Below are 17,952 nucleotides of genomic sequence, written 5' to 3'. Positions count from 1 at the left end.
GCCAACTGCCAACTGCCAACTGCCTCACCCAAACTGCTCCCAAAGCAGCTTCCCCGAGATCAGCATCGACGAGATCACCAGCACGGGGCGAACCAGCGCGGCGCCGTGGCGCATGACCATATGGGCCCCGATCCAGGCCCCCGCCAACTGGCCGATCGCCATGGACACTGCGATGGGCCAGAGGATATGTCCGCCGGCCAGGAAGAACAGCAAGGCTGCCAGATTGCTGGTAAAGTTGAGTGCTTTGGTATGGGCGGTCGCGCGGCGCAAGTTGTAGCCGAGCAGGGCGACATAGCTCATCGCGAAGAAGGTGCCCGTCCCCGGTCCGAAGAAGCCGTCGTAGAAGCCGATGCCGAGTCCGATGCAGACGGCGAAGGCCGCGCTGCCGATGCGCTGATGGGAGTCCAGGTCGGAGACCCGCGGCGAGAGCCAAAAATAGAGCGCAAAGGCGATCAGCAGCACCGGGATGAGCCGCTCGAGAAAGGCGCTGTCGATTTGCTGCACCAAGAGGGCGCCGGCGGCGGAGCCCGCGAAGGTGCAGGCTACGGCAAGGGCAATGCCGCGAACCTCTAAATGTCCCCGCCGGATGAACTGCAGAGTGGCCATGCCGCTGCCGAAGACCGCTTGAGCCTTGTTGGTGGCGAGGGTCTGGATCGGCGACAGCCCGGCCCAGAGCAAGGCGGGGATGGAGAGCAGTCCGCCGCCCCCCGCCATGGCGTCGATCAGGCCGGCGAGCATGCCGACCGGAAGCAGGAGGAGGGCGGTGTGAAGCAGCTCGGTCTCGATCATCGGGTCTCTTGGTCCAAGGGCCGAGGACTGATGCGCATTCGCCTCGACAAGCTCGGCATTCTAATGATCATCGCCGCACTCGGCAGCGGTTTGGTCGGCTGCGGCAGCTTGCAGCCGTCTTGGGAGGCGCCCGAGGTGACGCTGGCCGCTGTGCGGCTCCAAGAACTGGGGGTGATGCGTCAGGTCTTCGTCCTCACCTTGGCTGTCAGGAATCCGAATGACAGGGCGCTGCCGGTTGAGGCCATCAGCTATCGGCTTCAGCTCGAAGGGCGGGAGATCGCTTCTGGACAGAGCAGGTTTGAACGACAGATTCCGCCCCATGCCGAAGCGCAGATCGAAGTCGATCTCATCGCGGATTTGGTCTTGCTCGCACAACGCCTGCCCGCGCTCTTGCGCAGCGACCGCCCGCTGGAGTGGGCGCTGAGCGGCACTGTCACGCTGGCCGGCGGCTGGGTGAGACTGCCCTACCGGCGCTCGGGTCGCCTCGACCCCGCCGAACTCGCGGCCCAGACTGGTCTAGCGCCGCGCAGCAGCTAGCTCGAAGCGGTTGCATCGTCTGTCGGTCGCACGCAGATGCTCCGCCTTGGGGGCGATCTAAAATTCACACTTGGGAGACCCATGTTCGCACTCGATGTCCAACAGCTCGCTAAGGTCTACAAGGGCGGCTTTCAGGCCCTCAAGGGCGTGGATCTTCAGGTAGACGAGGGCGACTTCTTTGCCCTGCTGGGGCCGAACGGCGCCGGAAAGTCCACTTTCATTGGGATCGTTTCCTCGCTGGTCCGCAAGACCTCCGGGCGTGTCCAGGTCTTTGGGCAGGATCTCGACGAGGACCCCGAAGGCGTCAAGTCGAGCATTGGCCTGGTCCCCCAGGAGTTCAACTTCAATCTCTTTCTCCCCGTGCTCGAGGTCGTCCTCAATCAGGCGGGCTACTACGGCATTCCGCGCCGCGAGGCCAAGGTGCGCGCCGAGCGCTCGCTGCGTCAGCTCGACCTCTGGGATCGCAGAGGCACCGAGATGCGCAAGCTCTCCGGCGGGCTGAAGCGCCGGTTGATGATCGCGCGCGCCCTGGTGCATGAGCCTCGGCTGCTCATCCTGGACGAGCCAACGGCCGGGGTGGACATCGAGATCCGCCGCTCCATGTGGTCCTTCTTGCGGGAGCTGAACGCCAAGGGCACGACCATCATCCTGACGACCCACTATTTGGAGGAGGCGGAGAGCCTCTGCCGCAACATCGCCATCATCAGCGAGGGCGCGATCGCCGAGCGGACCAGCGTGGCCAAGCTCCTCGGCCAGCTCCGCACCGAGACCTTCGTGCTGAATCTCAAGGGCTCCGTCTCCGAGCTGCCCGAGCTGGGCGGCTTTGTGCTCCAGCACCTGGACGACTGCACCCTGGAGGTCGAGATGAAGCGCGACCACACCATCAACGGGCTGTTCGAGGCACTGTCGCGCAACGGCATCGAGGTCATCAGCCTGCGCAACAAGCAGAATCGTCTCGAGCGCCTCTTCCTCGAGCTTGTGGATCAGCGTGCGGCGAACCTGGAGGGACGGGCGTGAGACGGCGATTGAGCGACTGGCAACGGTATTGGGTGACCTTCGAGACCATCCTGACCAAGGAGATCATGCGCTTCTCGCGCATCTGGGTGCAGACCATCCTGCCGTCCGTGATCACGACGACGCTCTACTTCGTCATCTTCGGACGGCTGATCGGGGAGCGGATCGGCACCATGGACGGCTTCGCCTACCTGGACTTCATCGTCCCCGGGCTCGTCCTCATGGGCGTGATCACCAACTCCTACGCCAATGTGGTCTCCTCCTTCTACAGCAGCAAGTTCTCCCGCTATATCGAGGAGCTGCTGATCTCGCCCGCGCCCAACTGGGTCATCCTGGCCGGCTACGTGTCCGGTGGGGCCGCACGCGGCCTGGTGGTGGGGACGGCCGTCATGCTGGTCGCCCTGCTGTTCACGGAGATCCAGATCCACAGCGCGCTGGTTACCCTGCTGATCTGCATCATGACGGCGGTGCTCTTTTCGCTCGGCGGCTTTATCAATGCCATCTATGCCAACAGTTTCGATGACATCTCGATCGTGCCGACCTTCGTGCTGACGCCGCTGACCTACCTCGGCGGGGTCTTCTATTCCATCGCGCTGCTGCCGGACTTCTGGCAGAAGGTCTCCCTGGCCAACCCCTTGCTGTACATGGTCAACGCCTTCCGCTACGGCTTGCTCGGCGTGAGCGATATCCCGATCGGCGTGGCCTTTGGCATGATCATGCTCTTCATCGTGGTCCTGACGGCCTTCAGCCTGCAACTGCTGCGGCGCGGGGTGGGGGTCAAGACGTGAATGCAGGGCGGGTGCGGCGATTTGCGCGAAAGTTTGGAGCAAGGGTGCAATCAAAGCGTCAAAGTACAGTGCTTGGTTGTATGGCCCTTGGCGAGATGCTAAATCAGAGCATAAGCGCCTGATCGGCGCCGACAAAAAGGCGCGTGCGCCCGTCCATGTGCGATAATCACGCATCCCATCGATCCCTACAGCCGAGGGTCTACCGCGCCGAGTCGCGGAGGCTTGAGAGTATTCGTGCCATCCAGTAACCGTCGACCTTCTTCCCAGCGCCGCAGGCGCGTCCCGAAGCCCAAGCGCTTTCGGCTCGGCCGTTTCATCTTCCGCTCGACCCTGGTCCTGACCCTTGTCGTCGGCGGTCTGATTGCGCTCTACGGGGCGCATCTCGACCGCGTTGTGCGTGATAAGTTCGAGGGCCAGCGTTGGGCGCTCCCGGCGCGCGTCTACGCGCGTCCCCTGGAGCTTTACGTCGGTAAGCCGCTCAAGGCCGACGACCTTCAGGCGGAGCTGGATCGGCTGAGCTACCACGAGACGGCGTCGCCGTCAGTGCCCGGCTACTTCCACCGTGAGGGCGACAGCATCCGCTTTCGCACGCGTGCCTTCCGGTTCTGGGACGGGCGCGAGCCGGATCGTTTCCTCGAGGTCAGTTTCGAGGACGGCAAGGTCGCTGGCATCAAGGAACTCGAGGAGGGGCGCCCGGATCCCGCGCTGGTGCGGTTGGACCCCATGCTCATCGCCAGTATCTATCCGACGCACAACGAGGACCGCGTCTTGGTGCGTCGCAAGGAGATCCCGGACCTCCTGGTGCGGACGCTGATGGCGGTGGAAGACCGCAACTTCTATCACCACATGGGCGTTGATCCCAAGGGCATCCTCCGCGCCGCCGTGAGCAACCTGCAAGCCGGCGCCGTCGTCGAGGGCGCCAGCACCCTCACCCAGCAGTTGGTCAAGAACTTCTACCTGAGCGCGGACCGGACCTTCGAGCGCAAGATCAAGGAGGCCTACATGGCACTCCTGCTCGAGCGCCGCTACAGCAAGGACGAGATCCTGGAGGCCTACGCCAACGAGATCTATCTAGGGCAGGACGGTAGCCGCGCCATCCACGGCTTCGGCTTGGCGAGCGAGTTCTACTTCGATCTGCCCTTGAGCGAGCTGGATGTCGCCAAGACAGCGCTGCTGGTCGGTCTGGTGCAAGCCCCGTCGGGCCTGGATCCGCGGCGTCACCCGGAGGCAGCCGAGCGGCGCCGCAACCTGGTGCTCGATCTCATGGTGCGCGACGGCGTTATCGAGCCCGAGGCGGCCGAACAGGCGAAGGCGCAGCCGCTCGGCATCCAGGACGGCGGCGGTCGCCCGGCGGGCGCTTATCCGCATTTCATCACCTTGGTGCGGCGGCAGCTGCAGCGTGATTATCGCGATGATGATCTCCGCTCCGAAGGGCTGAATATCTTCACCACGCTGGATCCCCAGGTCCAGAACACTGTCGAGGCGGCTCTGCCCAAGCGTTTGGCAGCCCTGGAGAAGCAGCGCGGCATGAAGCCGGGCACCCTAGAGACAGCGGCCGTGGTGACCTCGGTCACGCAGGGCGAGGTGCTCGCCGTGGCGGGTGGCCGCGAGTCTGGCTATGCCGGGTTCAATCGCGCGCTGGATGCGGTCCGTTCGATCGGCTCCTTGGTCAAGCCGGCCGTCTACCTGCGCGCCCTGTCCGAGCCCGACCGCTACACACTGACGACCTCCATTCAGGACAAGCCGGTCAGTCTGCCCGACGGCAATCGGCGCTGGGAGCCCAAGAATTACAATCACCGCGTCTATGGTGCGGTGCCCTTGTACAGCGCCCTGGTGCGCTCGCTGAACCTGGCCACCGTCAACCTGGGCTTGAGTGTCGGGGTCAGTGAGGTGGCGGATACGCTCTACGCCATGGGTGTGCAGCGGCGAATCCGCAAGGTGCCCTCGCTGCTGCTCGGCTCCGTCTCCATGTCGCCGCTGGAAGTGGCGCAGATGTATCAAACGATCGCCGCGGGCGGCTATCGTGCGCCGCTGCGCGCGATCCGCGAGGTGGTGGACCCCCACGGGCTGCCCCTCAACCGCTATCCCTTGGCGGTGGAGGCGGTGGTGGATCCCAAGGCGGCCTACCTGACCACGTGGGCCATGGAGCGTGTCGTGACGCAGGGAACCGCCAAGTGGCTCGGCGCAAAGCTGCCCGAGGGTATGAGCATGGCCGGCAAGACGGGGACCACCGATGATATGCGCGACAGCTGGTTCGCCGGCTTTAGCGGCGATAAGGTCGCCGTTGTTTGGGTCGGCAGGGACGACTACAAGCCCATGGGGCTTGCCGGTGGTACTGGTGCGCTGCGTGTCTGGGGCGATTTCATGCTCGCGATGGAGAACGAGCCACTCCCGGGCGATCCGCCAGACGGCGTCGTGCTCGCCGATGCCTGCGGGAACTCCAAGGTGCCCTACATCGGCGACAGTGCCTCACGGCCGGGCTGCGGCGGTGGCGGTGGCACGAAGAAGCGCGCCAAGCCCTCTGGAAAGAGCGAGAGCCGCGTGGCGCAGACGGGTCCGGATGCGAGCGAGTCCGCCGAGCAGAGGCCGCCGCCCCCACCAGCGCCGAAACCGCGCGAGAAGCCCGAAAATCATTTCATGCGTGATTTCTACAACTGAGGACTTGCTTCGCCCATTGAGCGCGAGGCGGATGCGATGAAGCGATGGATAGATCGAGCCGATTCTTAGTAACACTTGCGACTGCCGGAGCGCTCACGGCCTGTGCCATGGGTCCTCGCGAAGGGCCGCCGGCGCCCGTGGTGCGGGCAACCCCGCGGCAGGCGCCGCCGCCTGCCTACTCGCCTGAGCCAGAGGTCGAGAAGGCCCCGGCGCCAGCGCCCGCCGCGCCCAAACCGAAGAAGCAGGGGACCCAGGTCTATGCCTACAAGGACCCCAGCCGCGTTCCGGATCCCGCGCCGGAGCCGGACGCGGCCGCCGCGCCAGTGGCTGCGCCCGAGGCGCCGGCACAGCGCCAATCGACGGGGGTAGAGCCCAAAACGACTGGGCCGGAAACGCCGCCATCACAGACGGCTGCTGGGGTGGCCGATGCCAGCGGTGGAGCCGCGCCGTCCACTCCGAACGAGCAGATCGTCGCCAAGGCGGACACCAAGCCGCAGTTGCCTAAGACTGCCGAGCCAGCGCCGCCGCCAGCGCCCCCTGTCTCCAAGCTCCCGGAGTCCAATGTCGCAGCGCCCGATATGCCTCCGGCCGCCGCTGCCTTGGCCAGCCAGGCCGAGCGTCAGCGTCAGGCCGGCGACTATGCGGGTGCGGCAGCTTCGCTTGAACGCTCGCTGCGCATCGCTCCGCGCGAAGCCTATCTCTGGAACCGTCTGGCGCGCGTGCGTATGGAGCAAGGTCAATCCTCCCAGGCCGGCAACCTTGCGGCGCGCTCCAACGATCTCTCCGGTGACAGCGCGGATATGAAGAAGGACAACTGGCGGATCATCGCCGAGGCCAAGCGACGCGCCGGTGACATGGCTGGCGCCACCGAGGCCGAGAAGCGCGCCGGCCAGGATTGATCGCGCTCGCGGATCCATTGATGAGCCTTGGCATGGGGTGCGTCGCATGACGGATCTCGGTCAGGTGCTCGGGCCTGGCGGACTGCTCGCGAGCGAGGTCCCAGGCTTCAGCCATCGTTCCCAGCAACAGGCGATGGCCGAGCGCATTGCCGCCATCATGGAGGATGGCGGTGTCCTCATCTGCGAGGCCGGAACCGGCACGGGCAAGACCTACGCCTACCTGGTGCCGGCACTGTTGTCCGGCCGCAAGGTACTCATCTCCACGGGGACGCGGAATCTCCAGGACCAGCTCTTTCATCGCGATCTGCCGCTGATCCGCAAGACGCTCAATGTCCCCGTCACCACAGCGCTCCTGAAAGGGCGGGCGAACTACCTCTGCCGTCATCGATTGAGGCTTGCCCAAGAAGACCTCGGCGGTCTGGATCTTGGGCTGCGCGGGCACCTCAAGCAGGTGGTGGATTGGTCGAAGGGTACCAAGCGCGGTGACATTGCCGAGCTGCCAATTCCGGAAGATGCCGTGGTGTGGCCCCTGGTGACCTCGACCACCGACAATTGTCTCGGTCAGGACTGCGAGGATTGGCAGGCGTGCCATCTGGTGCATGCGCGACGTCAGGCTCAGGAGGCCGATGTCGTGGTCGTCAATCACCACCTCTTTTGTGCCGATCTCGCGCTCAAGGACGAGGGCTTTGGCGAGATCCTGCCGGGTGCGGACTGCTTCGTCCTGGACGAGGCGCACCAGCTCCCCGAGATCGCCACCAACTTCTTCGGCATCAGCCTAAGCGGTCGTCAGCTGCAGGACCTGGCGCGGGACACCGACCTCGAGATCAAGAAGGAGGCGAGCGACGCGGCGGACCTGCGGGAGCGCACGGCACGTCTCAAGCGAGCCGCTCAGGACGTTCGCGCACGGCTCGGCGACCATGATCGACGTGGCCCCTGGCACGAGCTGGCGCAGGATGCGGAGCTGCAGCGCGCCTTGGAATCAGTCGAGCGCCGGCTGCAGGCACTGATCACCGGACTCGCGGCCAGCGCCGGGCGCGGCAAGGGGCTGGATGCTGCGCATGAGCGTGCCAAGGACCTCCTCGAGCGGCTGAGTTCCCTGACCGCGCCCGAGACGCCGGACAGCGTGCGCTGGTTCGAGACACAAGGCCGCGGCTTCCGTCTCCACCAGACCCCGCTCGAGGTCGCCGACCTCTTTCGCGATCAGATTGGCCGCAAGCGCAGCGCCTGGGTCTTCACCTCGGCGACCTTGGCGGTGGGGCATGGCTTTGATCATTTCGCGCGACAGCTCGGCATCGAGGATGCCGAGACTGACCTCTGGGACAGCCCCTTCGACTATCCGAATCAGGCGCTCTGGTTCGTCCCGCGCGGCCTGCCCCAGCCTTCGGAACCGGACTACAACCGCAGCGTCCTGGATCTGGCCTGTGAGATCATCGGCTACAGCCGCGGCCGGGCCTTTCTGCTCTTCACCAGCCATCGCGCGCTCCGGGAGACGGCGGCCGGCTTGGAGGGGCGCATCCAATATCCCATCCTGGTCCAGGGTACGGCCCCACGCGCGGAACTCGTCGAACGGTTTCGCCAGCTCGGGAACGCCGTGCTCTTGGGGACCTCGAGCTTCTGGGAGGGCGTCGACGTTCGCGGCGACGCCCTCTCCTGTGTGCTCATCGACCGCCTGCCTTTTGCGTCGCCCGGTGACCCGGTGCTGTCGGCCCGTATCGATGCACTGCGTCAGCAGGGAGGCAATCCCTTTCGCGACCATCAGCTTCCGCGCGCCGTCATCGCGCTCAAGCAGGGGGCGGGGCGTCTGATCCGTGGTAACGAGGACCGTGGTGTCCTCGTCGTCTGCGACCCGCGTCTGTTATCCCGCTCCTATGGCTATACCTTCTTGGATAGCTTGCCCGCAATGGCCAGGACCCGCGACATTGCCGTGGTCAAGGCATTTTTCGAAGGGCCGGATACGGACCTCGCCTCTTCAGGGGCCGATGAAGCCCCTGATGGGGCCGGTCAATCGGGTCATGATGAGTGATCCTGGGCGCGGTCATTGGAACCGCAAAGGCGCAAAGGACACGAAGATAAGGTGTGGGACGCATTGACTCACGCCATGCATCCTACCGGAAGGCCATTTAGACTCAACTGCCAACTGCCAACTGCCAACTGCCAACTGCCAACTGCCCTCATGAGCGCCGACCGAAAAGACCTCGAGAAGACCGCCGCAGAACGGGCGGTCAGCGACTTTCTGAGCCAGGTCGCCGCGACGCCGAAACGCGCGTCTGGTGGCGCCGCCGGCCGTCTGATCTTCGCCATGGACGCGACCGCCAGCCGGGAGCCGACCTGGGATCAAGCGGCCGAGATTCAATCGAGCATGTTCCTCGAGACCCAGGCGCTCGGCGGCTTGGCGGTTCAGCTGTGCTTCTACCGCGGCTTTCAGGAGATCCATTGGTCCGAGTGGTATCAGGACTCAGACGCCTTGCTGAAGCGCATGAATGCTGTCTATTGCGCGGCCGGCTTGACGCAGATCGGATCTGTCTTGGCGCACGCCATCGATGAGGCCTCGCGGCAGTCCGTCGACGCACTCGTCTTCGTCGGAGATTGCATGGAGGAGGACCGCGACCGCTTGGCGGACCTGGCCGGCAGACTTGGGCTGCTTGGCGTGCCGGCCTTCGTCTTCCAAGAAGGCCGAGACCCTGCGGCCGAGCCTGTCTTCCGCGATGTGGCTCGTCTGACTGGAGGCGCCTGGTGTCCCTTCGATGCTGGCAGCCCGCAGCTCCTGCGTGATCTACTGAGCGCCGTTGCCGTCTATGCTGCCGGTGGCCGCAAGGCGTTGGAGCGCTATGGTCGTGAGCGCGGCGGGGCCGTTCTGCGGCTTACGGATCAAATGACGAGGAAGGGAGCTTGAGCGCGTGATCGTCCGACTCTTACTCTTGGCCGCCTTTGTCGGCGCGGTCTTTTGGTTTCTCCATTGGTTCCGCTCGACGCCGCCGGAGCGCGTCAGCCGGGTGCTGCGCAAGTCGGCCCTCTGGGGTGCGATGGCGGTCCTGTTGATCGCCGTGCTGAGCGGTCGGCTGAATCCCATTTTCGCCGCGATCGGCGCCGCGATCCCCTTGGCCCTGCGCGCCGCCAATCTGTTGAGACTGGTTCCCGCCCTGCAGCAGATCCTGCGCTCACTCGGTCTGGGCGGCGCACTTGGCTCGGCCAGCGCGGGGCGTGCTGGGCAAGCCTCGAACATTCGCACCAAGTACCTCGACATGCGCCTGGATCATGCGACGGGCGCGCTGGACGGCACCGTTCTGGAGGGGCCTTTCAAGGGACGCGAACTCAGCAGCCTCCAGCTCGAGGAGCTGCTGCGGATGCATGAACTCTACCGTGAGAGTGACGCGCAGTCAGTGGCGGTGCTGGAGGCCTATCTGGATCGCGAGCACGGCGACGATTGGCGTGATCGAGCGGAAACCGGCGCGGGCGCTGGTGGCGCTCCGAGCACGGGCGGCAAACTGAGCGAGGCGGAGGCGCGATCCATCCTGGGCGTCGAGCCAGGCGCGGATGCCGATGCCATAAAGGCGGCCCATCGACGCCTGATGCAACGCCTGCATCCGGACCGGGGCGGCTCGGACTATCTCGCCGCTAAGATCAACCAGGCCAAGCGCCGCTTGATAGGAGACTGATGGCTCATGGTGAAAGCTGAAGCCGAGGCGCTGATCGATTGCCCGGTAACCAAGGTGTTCGAAGTCGTTGCGGTGGACTTCGTCCGCAACTATCCGCGCTGGTCGCCGGAGGTCGAGCTGATGGAGGCCGTGACCGATGGCCCGATCCAAGTCGGCTGGGTCGGTCGGCAGGTTCGGGTGGACAAGGGACGCCGCACCCAGAACGAGTTTCGCGTGGTTGCCTTCGATCACGCCAGCCAGGTCTGCTTCGAGGGGCTCGATGATCCCTTTCGCATCCGCTATCGCTTCGCGCCCGAGGGAGAGCGGACCCGCGTCAGCTTCGATTTCGAGCTGGACCGCCTGAATCCGGCCGCGATGCTCTTCCTGGGCACGGTGCGCCGGGTCGTCCAATCGAGCGCGGAGCGCATGATGGTGCAGCTCAAGAGCCTCATCGAGGACGAAGTCGCCAGCTGATCTGGCTGGGCGACGCGCCGGACTGGGGCGATCTCGGCCGAGCCGCGCTCGCCGCTCCCCGCACATCGCCAGCGAGGCTGACCCGCCCATCCTCGACCCAGTCGCTACAAGGAATATGCCTGATGGCCTCACCCAAGCCCAAGTCGACCTATGTCTGCGGCGCCTGCGGCGCACGCCACCCGAAATGGGCCGGACAGTGCACCGATTGCGGCGCCTGGAATACCTTGTCGGAGCTGATGGAAGGCCGCAGTCGCGGCGTTCAGCGAGCCGGCGGCTACGCGGGCCTGACCGAGGGTACCACGGTCGAGGCCCTGGAGGACGTCAGCCCGGAGGAGCGCCAGCGCATCCAAAGCGGCATTGGCGAGCTGGACCGCGTCTTGGGCGGCGGGATCGTCATCGGCTCCGTCGTGCTGCTCGGCGGTGATCCGGGCATCGGCAAATCGACCCTCTTGCTGCAGGCCTGCGCGGCCTTGGCGGGCTCCCACCCCGTGCTCTATGTCAGCGGCGAGGAATCTCCGCAGCAAATCGGTCTCAGGGCGCGTCGCCTCGGCCTCGCCGGGGACGGGATCCGCCTGCTCGCCGAGACCTGCGTGGAGGTGATCCTGGCGCACGCCGCTAAGGAGGCCCCGCGCATCATGGTCGTGGACTCCATCCAGACCCTCTTCACCGAGCTGGTGCAGTCCGCGCCGGGCTCGGTCTCTCAAGTGCGCGAATCGGCGGCGCAGCTGGTCCGCTTTGCCAAGCAGCGCGACACGGTCGTCTTCTTGGTCGGCCACGTCACCAAGGACGGCGCGCTGGCCGGGCCGCGGGTGCTGGAGCACATGGTCGATACCGTGCTCTATTTCGAGGGCGAGCAGGGCGGCCCTTTCCGCATGGTGCGGTCCATCAAGAACCGCTTCGGGGCGGTCAATGAACTGGGCGTCTTCGCCATGGGCGATCACGGTCTGCGCGAGGTCAAGAACCCCTCCGCCATCTTCCTCTCGCGCCATGACCAGCCGGTGCCCGGCAGCCTGGTCATGGTCACGCGCGAGGGGACGCGGCCGCTGCTGGTCGAAGTCCAAGCACTGGTGGACGAGAGCCCGCTCGCCAACCCCAGACGCGTGGCCCTCGGACTCGACCAGAACCGTCTCTCCATGCTGCTCGCCGTTCTGCATCGCCATGGCGGCATCGGCATGTTCAATCAGGACGTCTTCGTCAACGTCGTCGGCGGTGTGCGCATCGCGGAGACGGCGGCCGATCTGCCGGTCATCATGGCGGTGCTCTCCAGCTACCGCGACCGCCCCTTGCCACTCGACCTCGCCGTGTTCGGGGAGGTCGGTCTCTCCGGCGAAGTGCGTCCTGTCCCCAATGGTCCGGACAGACTGCGCGAGGCCGTTAAGCACGGTGTTCGCCGCGCCGTAGTGCCCAAGGGTAATGTGCCCAAGGAAGGCGTCGAGGGCCTCGAGATCGTCGCCGTGCGAACCCTGGCCGAAGCACTGGACGCCGTGGCTTGAGTGAACGAGAGGAGTCAGAACGAGGGGGTCAGGTCTCGCAGAGAACGAGGGGGTCAGGTCTCGCAGTGTTGCGCGCCTGAAACTGCGATTTCGACGACTCTGACCATGAAGCGACGATGCTTCATGAATCGGGTTGTTACAAAGTGAGCCCCCAAGCGTCCTCACGCACTTGGGCGCTGTTTGCACCTGTCTGCGCTCACTGGAAGCGCGAGCCGCGCAGACGCAGAAACTCAGGCTGATATGTTTTGACCTGCAACGAGCTGTTTCGAAAGTGACTTCGGAACAGCTCTTGCCAAAAAATCAGACTTCATGTTTTGACTCGACAAAAGATCTGAAGCAGGTCAAAACATGTCGTCTAACACCATGCTGGCGGCTGACAGCGCTTTCTAGAATCACACCACAGGTAGCACAACCTCATGCAAGCATTGTCTGCGATTGCCGCGTCCTTTCGGTCCTGCGTACCGCCATGCACGGATTGGTCGCTGCGTGTCGTCGCCGAAGAGAGCGATCACCTCGAAGTGCGTCAGGATGTCGTTGAGCCGAGTGTGATCGGCACCTCGCTTGGCGCCATGGTCACCCTGATCGACGGCGCCGGGATTGGGTATGCCGCGACCAGTGACCTCAGTCCCAGCGGCTTGCGTGCGGCAGCAGAGAAGGCGCTGGACTGGGCGCGGGCGCACGCGCGGCACGGACTCTTCGATGCCGCAGCCTATCCGCGCAGTGCCCTTCGCGCCGACTATCGCACGTCGGTCTCTAAGGCCTGGGGGACGCTGTCCGTTGCCGACAAGCTCGGCTTGCTGCAGTCCGCCAACGCGGCGCTGGCGCTGGATGAGCGGATCGTCGATTGGGCGGCCTGGCTGACCTATCGACGCCGTGAGCAACTGCTGGTGACGAGCGCCGGGGCGGAGGTGTCTCAGGTGCTGGAGTATGTGCATCCCGGACTGCTGGCCGTGGCCAACGCCGGCAGCCAGACGCAGCGTCGACACGGCGGCGGCGCGGACGGGGGGCTCCAGGGCGGGCTGGAGAACATTGAGCTGCTGCGCTTTCTGGAGGATGCGCCACGGGTGGCGGAGGAGGCCATCGCCTTGCTGGAAGCCCCCGAGTGCCCGACGGAGGTGACCGATTTGGTCCTGATGCCGAGCCAGATGGTTCTGCAGATCCACGAAAGCATCGGACATCCGCTCGAGCTGGACCGTATCTTGGGCGACGAGCGCAACTATGCCGGCACCAGTTTCGTGACTCCGGAGATGTTCGGTCACTACGAGTACGGTTCGCGGCTGCTCAACGTCACCTTCGATCCGACGGTTTCCGGAGAGCTGGTCTCTGGCGCGGCGGACGACGAGGGCAGTGAGGCGACCAAGGCCTATCTGATCCGCAACGGCGTCTTGGAACGCCCGCTCGGTGGTGCGCTGTCTCAGGCGCGTGCCGGGCTGCCGGGTGTCTCCTGCAGCCGTGCCAGCGGTTGGGAGCGTCCGCCGATCGACCGCATGGGCAATATCAACCTTGAACCCGGTGAGGGGAGCCTGGCCGACTTGGTTGCGCGCGTGGAGCGCGGCGTGCTCATGGAGAGTAACCGCTCCTGGTCCATCGACGACAGCCGCAACAAGTTTCAGTTCGGCTGCGAGCTGGGTCGGCTGATCCAGGACGGTGAGATCAAGGGTCTGGTGCGCAATCCGGGCTATCGAGGCCTCTCAGCGAGCTTCTGGCGCAGCCTGGATGGCGTTGGCGGCGTCGAAACGCGGGAGGTGCGCGGGGTGCGCAATTGCGGCAAGGGCGAGCCGAACCAATCCGTCTATGTCGGCCATGCTGCGCCGCCTTGTCTGTTCCGCGATGTCGTGATCTTCGGAGGTGGCGAATGAATCCAGAGGCCTTCTTCGACCTGGCGGCGCGGCTGAACGGGGGATTGCGGGGCGAGGAGATCCTCTTTTGCAGCCTCGGCGGCGAGGCGTCGGATTTCGTTCGGCTGAATCGCAATGCGATCCGTCAGGCCGGTCATGTCCGTACCGCCGGGCTCGGGCTCAACCTGATCGATGGCGCTAGACAGGCGGAGGCTGTCTGCGACTTTAGGGGGTCGCCGGAGCAGGACTTGGACGTCGCACGCAGCCTGCTGGACCGGCTGCGTGAGCGGCTCGCCTTCGTCCCTGAGGATCCCTATCTCAACTACTCCAGGCAGGCCGGGGAGTCCATGCATCAGGTCGGCGACGGGCTTCCGAGCACCGCCGGGATGGTGGATGCGCTGATCCAGGCTGCCGATGGTCTCGACCTGGTCGGCATCTGCGCCAGTGGCGACATCGTCGAGGGGCTGGCGAGTTCGCTGGGTCATCGCTACTGGCATCAGAGCAGCAGCTTCAATTTGGATTGGAGCTGCTACCTAGGTGCCGACAAGGCCGTCAAGTCAGGCTACAGCGGGTTCGCTTGGGAGCCCGAGGTCCTGGGCGCCAAGCTGGCGGAGATGCGCGCGGCACTGGATGTGATGGCGCGGCCGGCCAAGGTGATCGAGCCAGGACGCTATCGGGCCTATCTGGCGCCCGCGGCGGTGCAGGAGCTGATGGACATGCTGGCTTGGGGCGGCTTTGGACTCAAGGATCACCGTACCAGTCAGACCCCCTTGCTCAAGCTGATCCGGGGCGAGCGCACCTTTGCCTCTGCGCTGACCATCCAGGAGCAGCATGACCGGGGCCTGACGCCTGGCTTCACCCCGGAGGGCTTCCTCAAGCCCGGCTGCGTCCCGCTCATCAACGCGGGTGCCTTCGGGCAGGCCTTGGTCGATGCGCGCAGCGGCAAGGAGTATGGTGAGGTGGTCAACGCGGCTGCGGACGCACCTGAGTCCCTCAATGTTGCGGCCGGAACGCTCTCCATGGCCGATGCGCACCGGCAGCTCGACACCGGGCTGAGCATCGGGAATCTCTGGTACTGCAACTGGTCGGACATGAATGAGTGCCGCATCACCGGGATGACGCGGTTCGGGACCTTCTGGGTCGAAGGCGGCGAGATCGTCGCGCCCCTGGATGTGATGCGCTTCGACGATAGCCTCTACCACTTGCTCGGTGACCGCCTGGAGGCCCTGACGCGTGAGCGCGAGCTGATGCTCTCGGCGGAGACCTATGATGGACGCTCGAGCGCGAGTGCGTTGCTTCCAGGTGTCTTGGTCTCCGGGATTGACTTCGCGCTTTAGAGCGCCGCGAGCTGGCTCGCTGTCAGGGCGGCATGCCAGCGACCTTGTCTCAAGCGAATGCGGGGCCTGTGCGATCCTGGCTCAGGCTGCTCGCGCTCATTTCAACGGTGTCATCAGCCTGCCTTCGGGGGCTAGAATGTCGGGAAAGGGCCCTGTGCATCAGGCCTGGCTCAACTCTTTACGGAGCCCGAAATGAATCACTGCAGACTCATCTATCGCAGCACCTGCACCGATAAGTTCATGGCCAACGAGGAGCTGCGCGATCTCGTCGAAAAGAGCGCCGAGAACAATCGTAAGCTGAGCGTCACTGGACTCCTCGTGCTCTCGGGCGACCAGTTCCTGCAGGTGCTCGAAGGTCCCGTCGCTGCAGTGAACGACCTTTATGCGCACATCGTTCAGGATAGTCGCCATCATCACCCGAGGCTCATCTCCTACGAGCCGACCGAAGAGATCTATTTCGATGATTGGGGGATGTCCATCGTCGACCTCTACGATCTGCCGAAGGCCGTCCGCGAGATCCTGATCCGCAAGTATTCCTCCAAAGAAGACGCCGTCGAGTTTCCCGAGCGGCTGCATGAGGTCTACGCTTTCTTGTTGGACGCCAAGATCATCTGCCAGGGGCGTCCCTGGGAAGGCTGAGGTCGCGGCTGCCGCGTCGGGGGATTGCGCCTTGCCGATCGGCGCTGGAAACCGTTTCATCTGCGCCGTTCTGCTCGCTGTCGGCGGGGCTGAGGCGCTTGCCCAACCGCTCTATCGCTGGACCCATGAGCAGGGTCTGGTCCACTACAGCGATCAGCCGCCGAGCCAACCGCATCGATCGCTCCATCTGGAACCCGCAACCACGGCCGCCAAGCCATCGTCGCGCGAAGATCCGGATACCTTCTCCGTGTTGAATCAGGCGCGGGTCATGGCGGCGGAGCGGCTGCAGCGCGAGCAGGCGCGTCAGGCGGCGGAGATGCAGCGCTTGGCCCGCGAGCATCAGCGTCTGGAACTGGAGGCGGCGCGGGCGCAAGCACGCCAGGCCGCGGATGGCGTCGCTGCGCGACCCTATTTCGTCCATCCGTTGCCGAGGCCGCCGCGTCCGCCGCTGCGGCCGCCCCCGCCCGGTCACCGTCCCAGCGATCCGTCACAAGAACCAGCCAAGCCGACCCAGATGATTCTGAAGCTGCCGCCGCGGTCGGTCCGCCTCACGCCTTGAGCTTAGGCGCGCCGGCGCTAAGAAAGTGTCCATCAACAACTTCCCCCCTTTCACAAAGGGGGGCTAGTGGGGGATTTCGGGCGGCATCGCTCGCATCGGGAAACAATTGATGGACACGCTCTTAGCATGAAGCTCGCGAATCATGTAACGATGCGAGAACTGACCCCAGTGCCTACTCTGTGAATCTTCAAATAGAACCTCTTTGCTGCTACTCCTGGCCAGGCTCACGGTGATCGGTTTTGTCGCAAAGCAGGCATTAGAAAGCGTCCATCAACAACTTCCCCCCTTTCACAAAGGGGGGCTAGTGGTCTTGAGTGAAAGTCCTAATACTGTTTCTGGGCGATCGATGGCATCCTACTCATCTGTCTTGAGTTTCGCCGATGAGTTGATGACACGATGCCACGCTGTACCCCGATTCCCATTTCCCTCACCGACAAAGAACGTACCCAGTTGGAGGCGTTGGTGCGTCAGCACACCACTGCGCAGCAACTGGCGACCCGAGCCCGAATCATTCTCGCCGCCGACGCCGGCACGGGGGTGCACGAAACGGCCGCCACGTTGCAGGTCAGTCGCTCGTTGGTCCAACGCTGGCGCCGCCGCTGGCGCGAGCGCGCGGATCACCCGGTGCTTGAGCGTTTGAGCGATTGCCCGCGTTCGGGGACGCCGCCGACCTTCACCCCCGAGCAGATCTGCGCCATCATTGCCCTGGCGTGCGAGCCTGCGGTCCGCGAGGGGGTGAAGCTGGCGCGCTGGACCCATGAGGACTTGGCCAAAGAGGCCAAGGCGCGTGGGATCGTCGACGCCATCTCCGCGCACTCCATCGGACGCTTCTTACGCGAGGTCGATCTCAAGCCGCATCGCGTGCAAGGCTGGATCAACACCCCGCGCGATGGTGATTTCGCCGAGCGCTGTCGGGATGTCTGCGAGACCTATCGCCTGGCCCCGGAACGTGCCGCCGAAGGCATTGAGACCCGCAGCATCGACGAGATGACCGGGGTGCAAGCGCTCGAGCGCGCAGCGCCGACCCAGCGTGCCCGCCCAGGGCGCGCCGAGCGGCAAGAATTCGAATACATCCGCCACGGCACTCTCACCCTCATCGCGACCTTCTGCGTGGTCACCGGGCAGGTCTTCTACCATCTTGGCGAGACCCGCACGAGCGAGGACTTCGCCGCTTATCTCGCCGCACTGCTTGCCCAGCGTCCAGCTCAGACCCCGTGGCATCTGGTCATGGACAACCTCAACATCCATTGCTCCGAGGCGGTTGTGCGCCTCATCGCCGAGGCCATCGGTTT

16 protein-coding genes are annotated in these 17,952 nt (G+C 64.9%); 15 read left to right on the top strand and 1 reads right to left on the bottom strand.

The annotated features are described in order from the left end of the window. Positions 1 to 24: 24 nt before the first annotated feature. Positions 25 to 789 carry a TSUP family transporter gene (locus G3480_RS07040; protein WP_164653090.1) on the bottom strand — a complete coding sequence of 255 codons (765 nt, stop codon included), beginning with the start codon at positions 787 to 789 and terminating at the stop codon, positions 25 to 27. On the opposite strand from G3480_RS07040, the gene G3480_RS07035 reads away from it, so the two are divergent. From G3480_RS07035 to G3480_RS28265, 15 genes are all read left to right on the top strand, one after another. After that, on the top strand, positions 766 to 1,326 hold the full coding sequence (locus tag G3480_RS07035) for an LEA/WHy family protein (RefSeq protein ID WP_338114083.1): 561 nt from the start codon (positions 766 to 768) through the stop codon (positions 1,324 to 1,326). The genes G3480_RS07040 and G3480_RS07035 overlap by 24 nt on opposite strands. A gap of 81 nt (positions 1,327 to 1,407) precedes the next feature. After that, a complete protein-coding gene (locus tag G3480_RS07030) occupies positions 1,408 to 2,343 on the top strand; it encodes an ABC transporter ATP-binding protein (RefSeq protein WP_164653088.1) in 936 nt (311 codons plus the stop codon). After that, complete coding sequence (locus G3480_RS07025) at positions 2,340 to 3,128, top strand: ABC transporter permease (RefSeq protein WP_338114082.1); 789 nt, start codon at positions 2,340 to 2,342, stop codon at positions 3,126 to 3,128. The genes G3480_RS07030 and G3480_RS07025 overlap by 4 nt, the downstream gene beginning before the upstream one ends. 234 nt (positions 3,129 to 3,362) lie before the next feature. Continuing rightward, positions 3,363 to 5,786 (top strand): penicillin-binding protein 1B, encoded by a 2,424-nt coding sequence (gene mrcB, locus G3480_RS07020; protein ID WP_164653086.1) that lies wholly within the window; start codon positions 3,363 to 3,365, stop codon positions 5,784 to 5,786. 107 nt (positions 5,787 to 5,893) lie between these two features. Further along, positions 5,894 to 6,685 (top strand): tetratricopeptide repeat protein, encoded by a 792-nt coding sequence (locus tag G3480_RS07015; RefSeq protein ID WP_240905638.1) that lies wholly within the window; start codon positions 5,894 to 5,896, stop codon positions 6,683 to 6,685. Positions 6,686 to 6,731: 46 nt separating this feature from the next. Further along, the gene (locus G3480_RS07010) at positions 6,732 to 8,708 is read left to right on the top strand and encodes a DNA repair helicase YoaA (protein ID WP_164653082.1); all 1,977 of its coding nucleotides are present in this window, start codon (positions 6,732 to 6,734) and stop codon (positions 8,706 to 8,708) included. A gap of 150 nt (positions 8,709 to 8,858) precedes the next feature. Beyond that, positions 8,859 to 9,578: a VWA domain-containing protein gene (locus G3480_RS07005; protein WP_164653080.1), complete on the top strand. Its 720-nt coding sequence runs from the start codon at positions 8,859 to 8,861 to the stop codon at positions 9,576 to 9,578. Positions 9,579 to 9,582: 4 nt separating this feature from the next. Further along, positions 9,583 to 10,341: a DnaJ domain-containing protein gene (locus G3480_RS07000; protein WP_338114081.1), complete on the top strand. Its 759-nt coding sequence runs from the start codon at positions 9,583 to 9,585 to the stop codon at positions 10,339 to 10,341. Positions 10,342 to 10,347: 6 nt separating this feature from the next. Beyond that, positions 10,348 to 10,794 (top strand): SRPBCC family protein, encoded by a 447-nt coding sequence (locus tag G3480_RS06995; protein WP_164653078.1) that lies wholly within the window; start codon positions 10,348 to 10,350, stop codon positions 10,792 to 10,794. Positions 10,795 to 10,916: 122 nt separating this feature from the next. After that, positions 10,917 to 12,287 (top strand): DNA repair protein RadA, encoded by a 1,371-nt coding sequence (gene radA, locus G3480_RS06990; RefSeq protein ID WP_164653076.1) that lies wholly within the window; start codon positions 10,917 to 10,919, stop codon positions 12,285 to 12,287. Positions 12,288 to 12,703: 416 nt separating this feature from the next. Continuing rightward, positions 12,704 to 14,146, top strand: a complete 1,443-nt coding sequence (locus G3480_RS06985; RefSeq protein WP_164653074.1) for a TldD/PmbA family protein — start codon at positions 12,704 to 12,706, stop codon at positions 14,144 to 14,146. Then, positions 14,143 to 15,462 (top strand): metallopeptidase TldD-related protein, encoded by a 1,320-nt coding sequence (locus G3480_RS06980; RefSeq protein WP_164653072.1) that lies wholly within the window; start codon positions 14,143 to 14,145, stop codon positions 15,460 to 15,462. Before G3480_RS06985 ends, G3480_RS06980 begins: the two co-directional genes overlap by 4 nt. Positions 15,463 to 15,654: 192 nt before the next feature. Further along, positions 15,655 to 16,101 carry a BLUF domain-containing protein gene (locus G3480_RS06975; RefSeq protein ID WP_164653070.1) on the top strand — a complete coding sequence of 149 codons (447 nt, stop codon included), beginning with the start codon at positions 15,655 to 15,657 and terminating at the stop codon, positions 16,099 to 16,101. Between the two features lie 31 nt (positions 16,102 to 16,132). Next, positions 16,133 to 16,660, top strand: a complete 528-nt coding sequence (locus G3480_RS06970; RefSeq protein ID WP_164653068.1) for a DUF4124 domain-containing protein — start codon at positions 16,133 to 16,135, stop codon at positions 16,658 to 16,660. A gap of 396 nt (positions 16,661 to 17,056) precedes the next feature. Beyond that, a partial coding sequence (locus G3480_RS28265; RefSeq protein WP_164653066.1) for an IS630 family transposase occupies positions 17,057 to 17,952 on the top strand: 896 nt, incomplete at its 3' end.

The sequence above is a fragment of the Thiorhodococcus mannitoliphagus genome, assembly GCF_010915725.1.
Lineage (GTDB): Bacteria > Pseudomonadota > Gammaproteobacteria > Chromatiales > Chromatiaceae > Thiorhodococcus > Thiorhodococcus mannitoliphagus.
The sequence above is the reverse complement of the archived record's forward strand: the minus strand, read 5'-3'. Positions and strand labels throughout refer to the sequence as shown.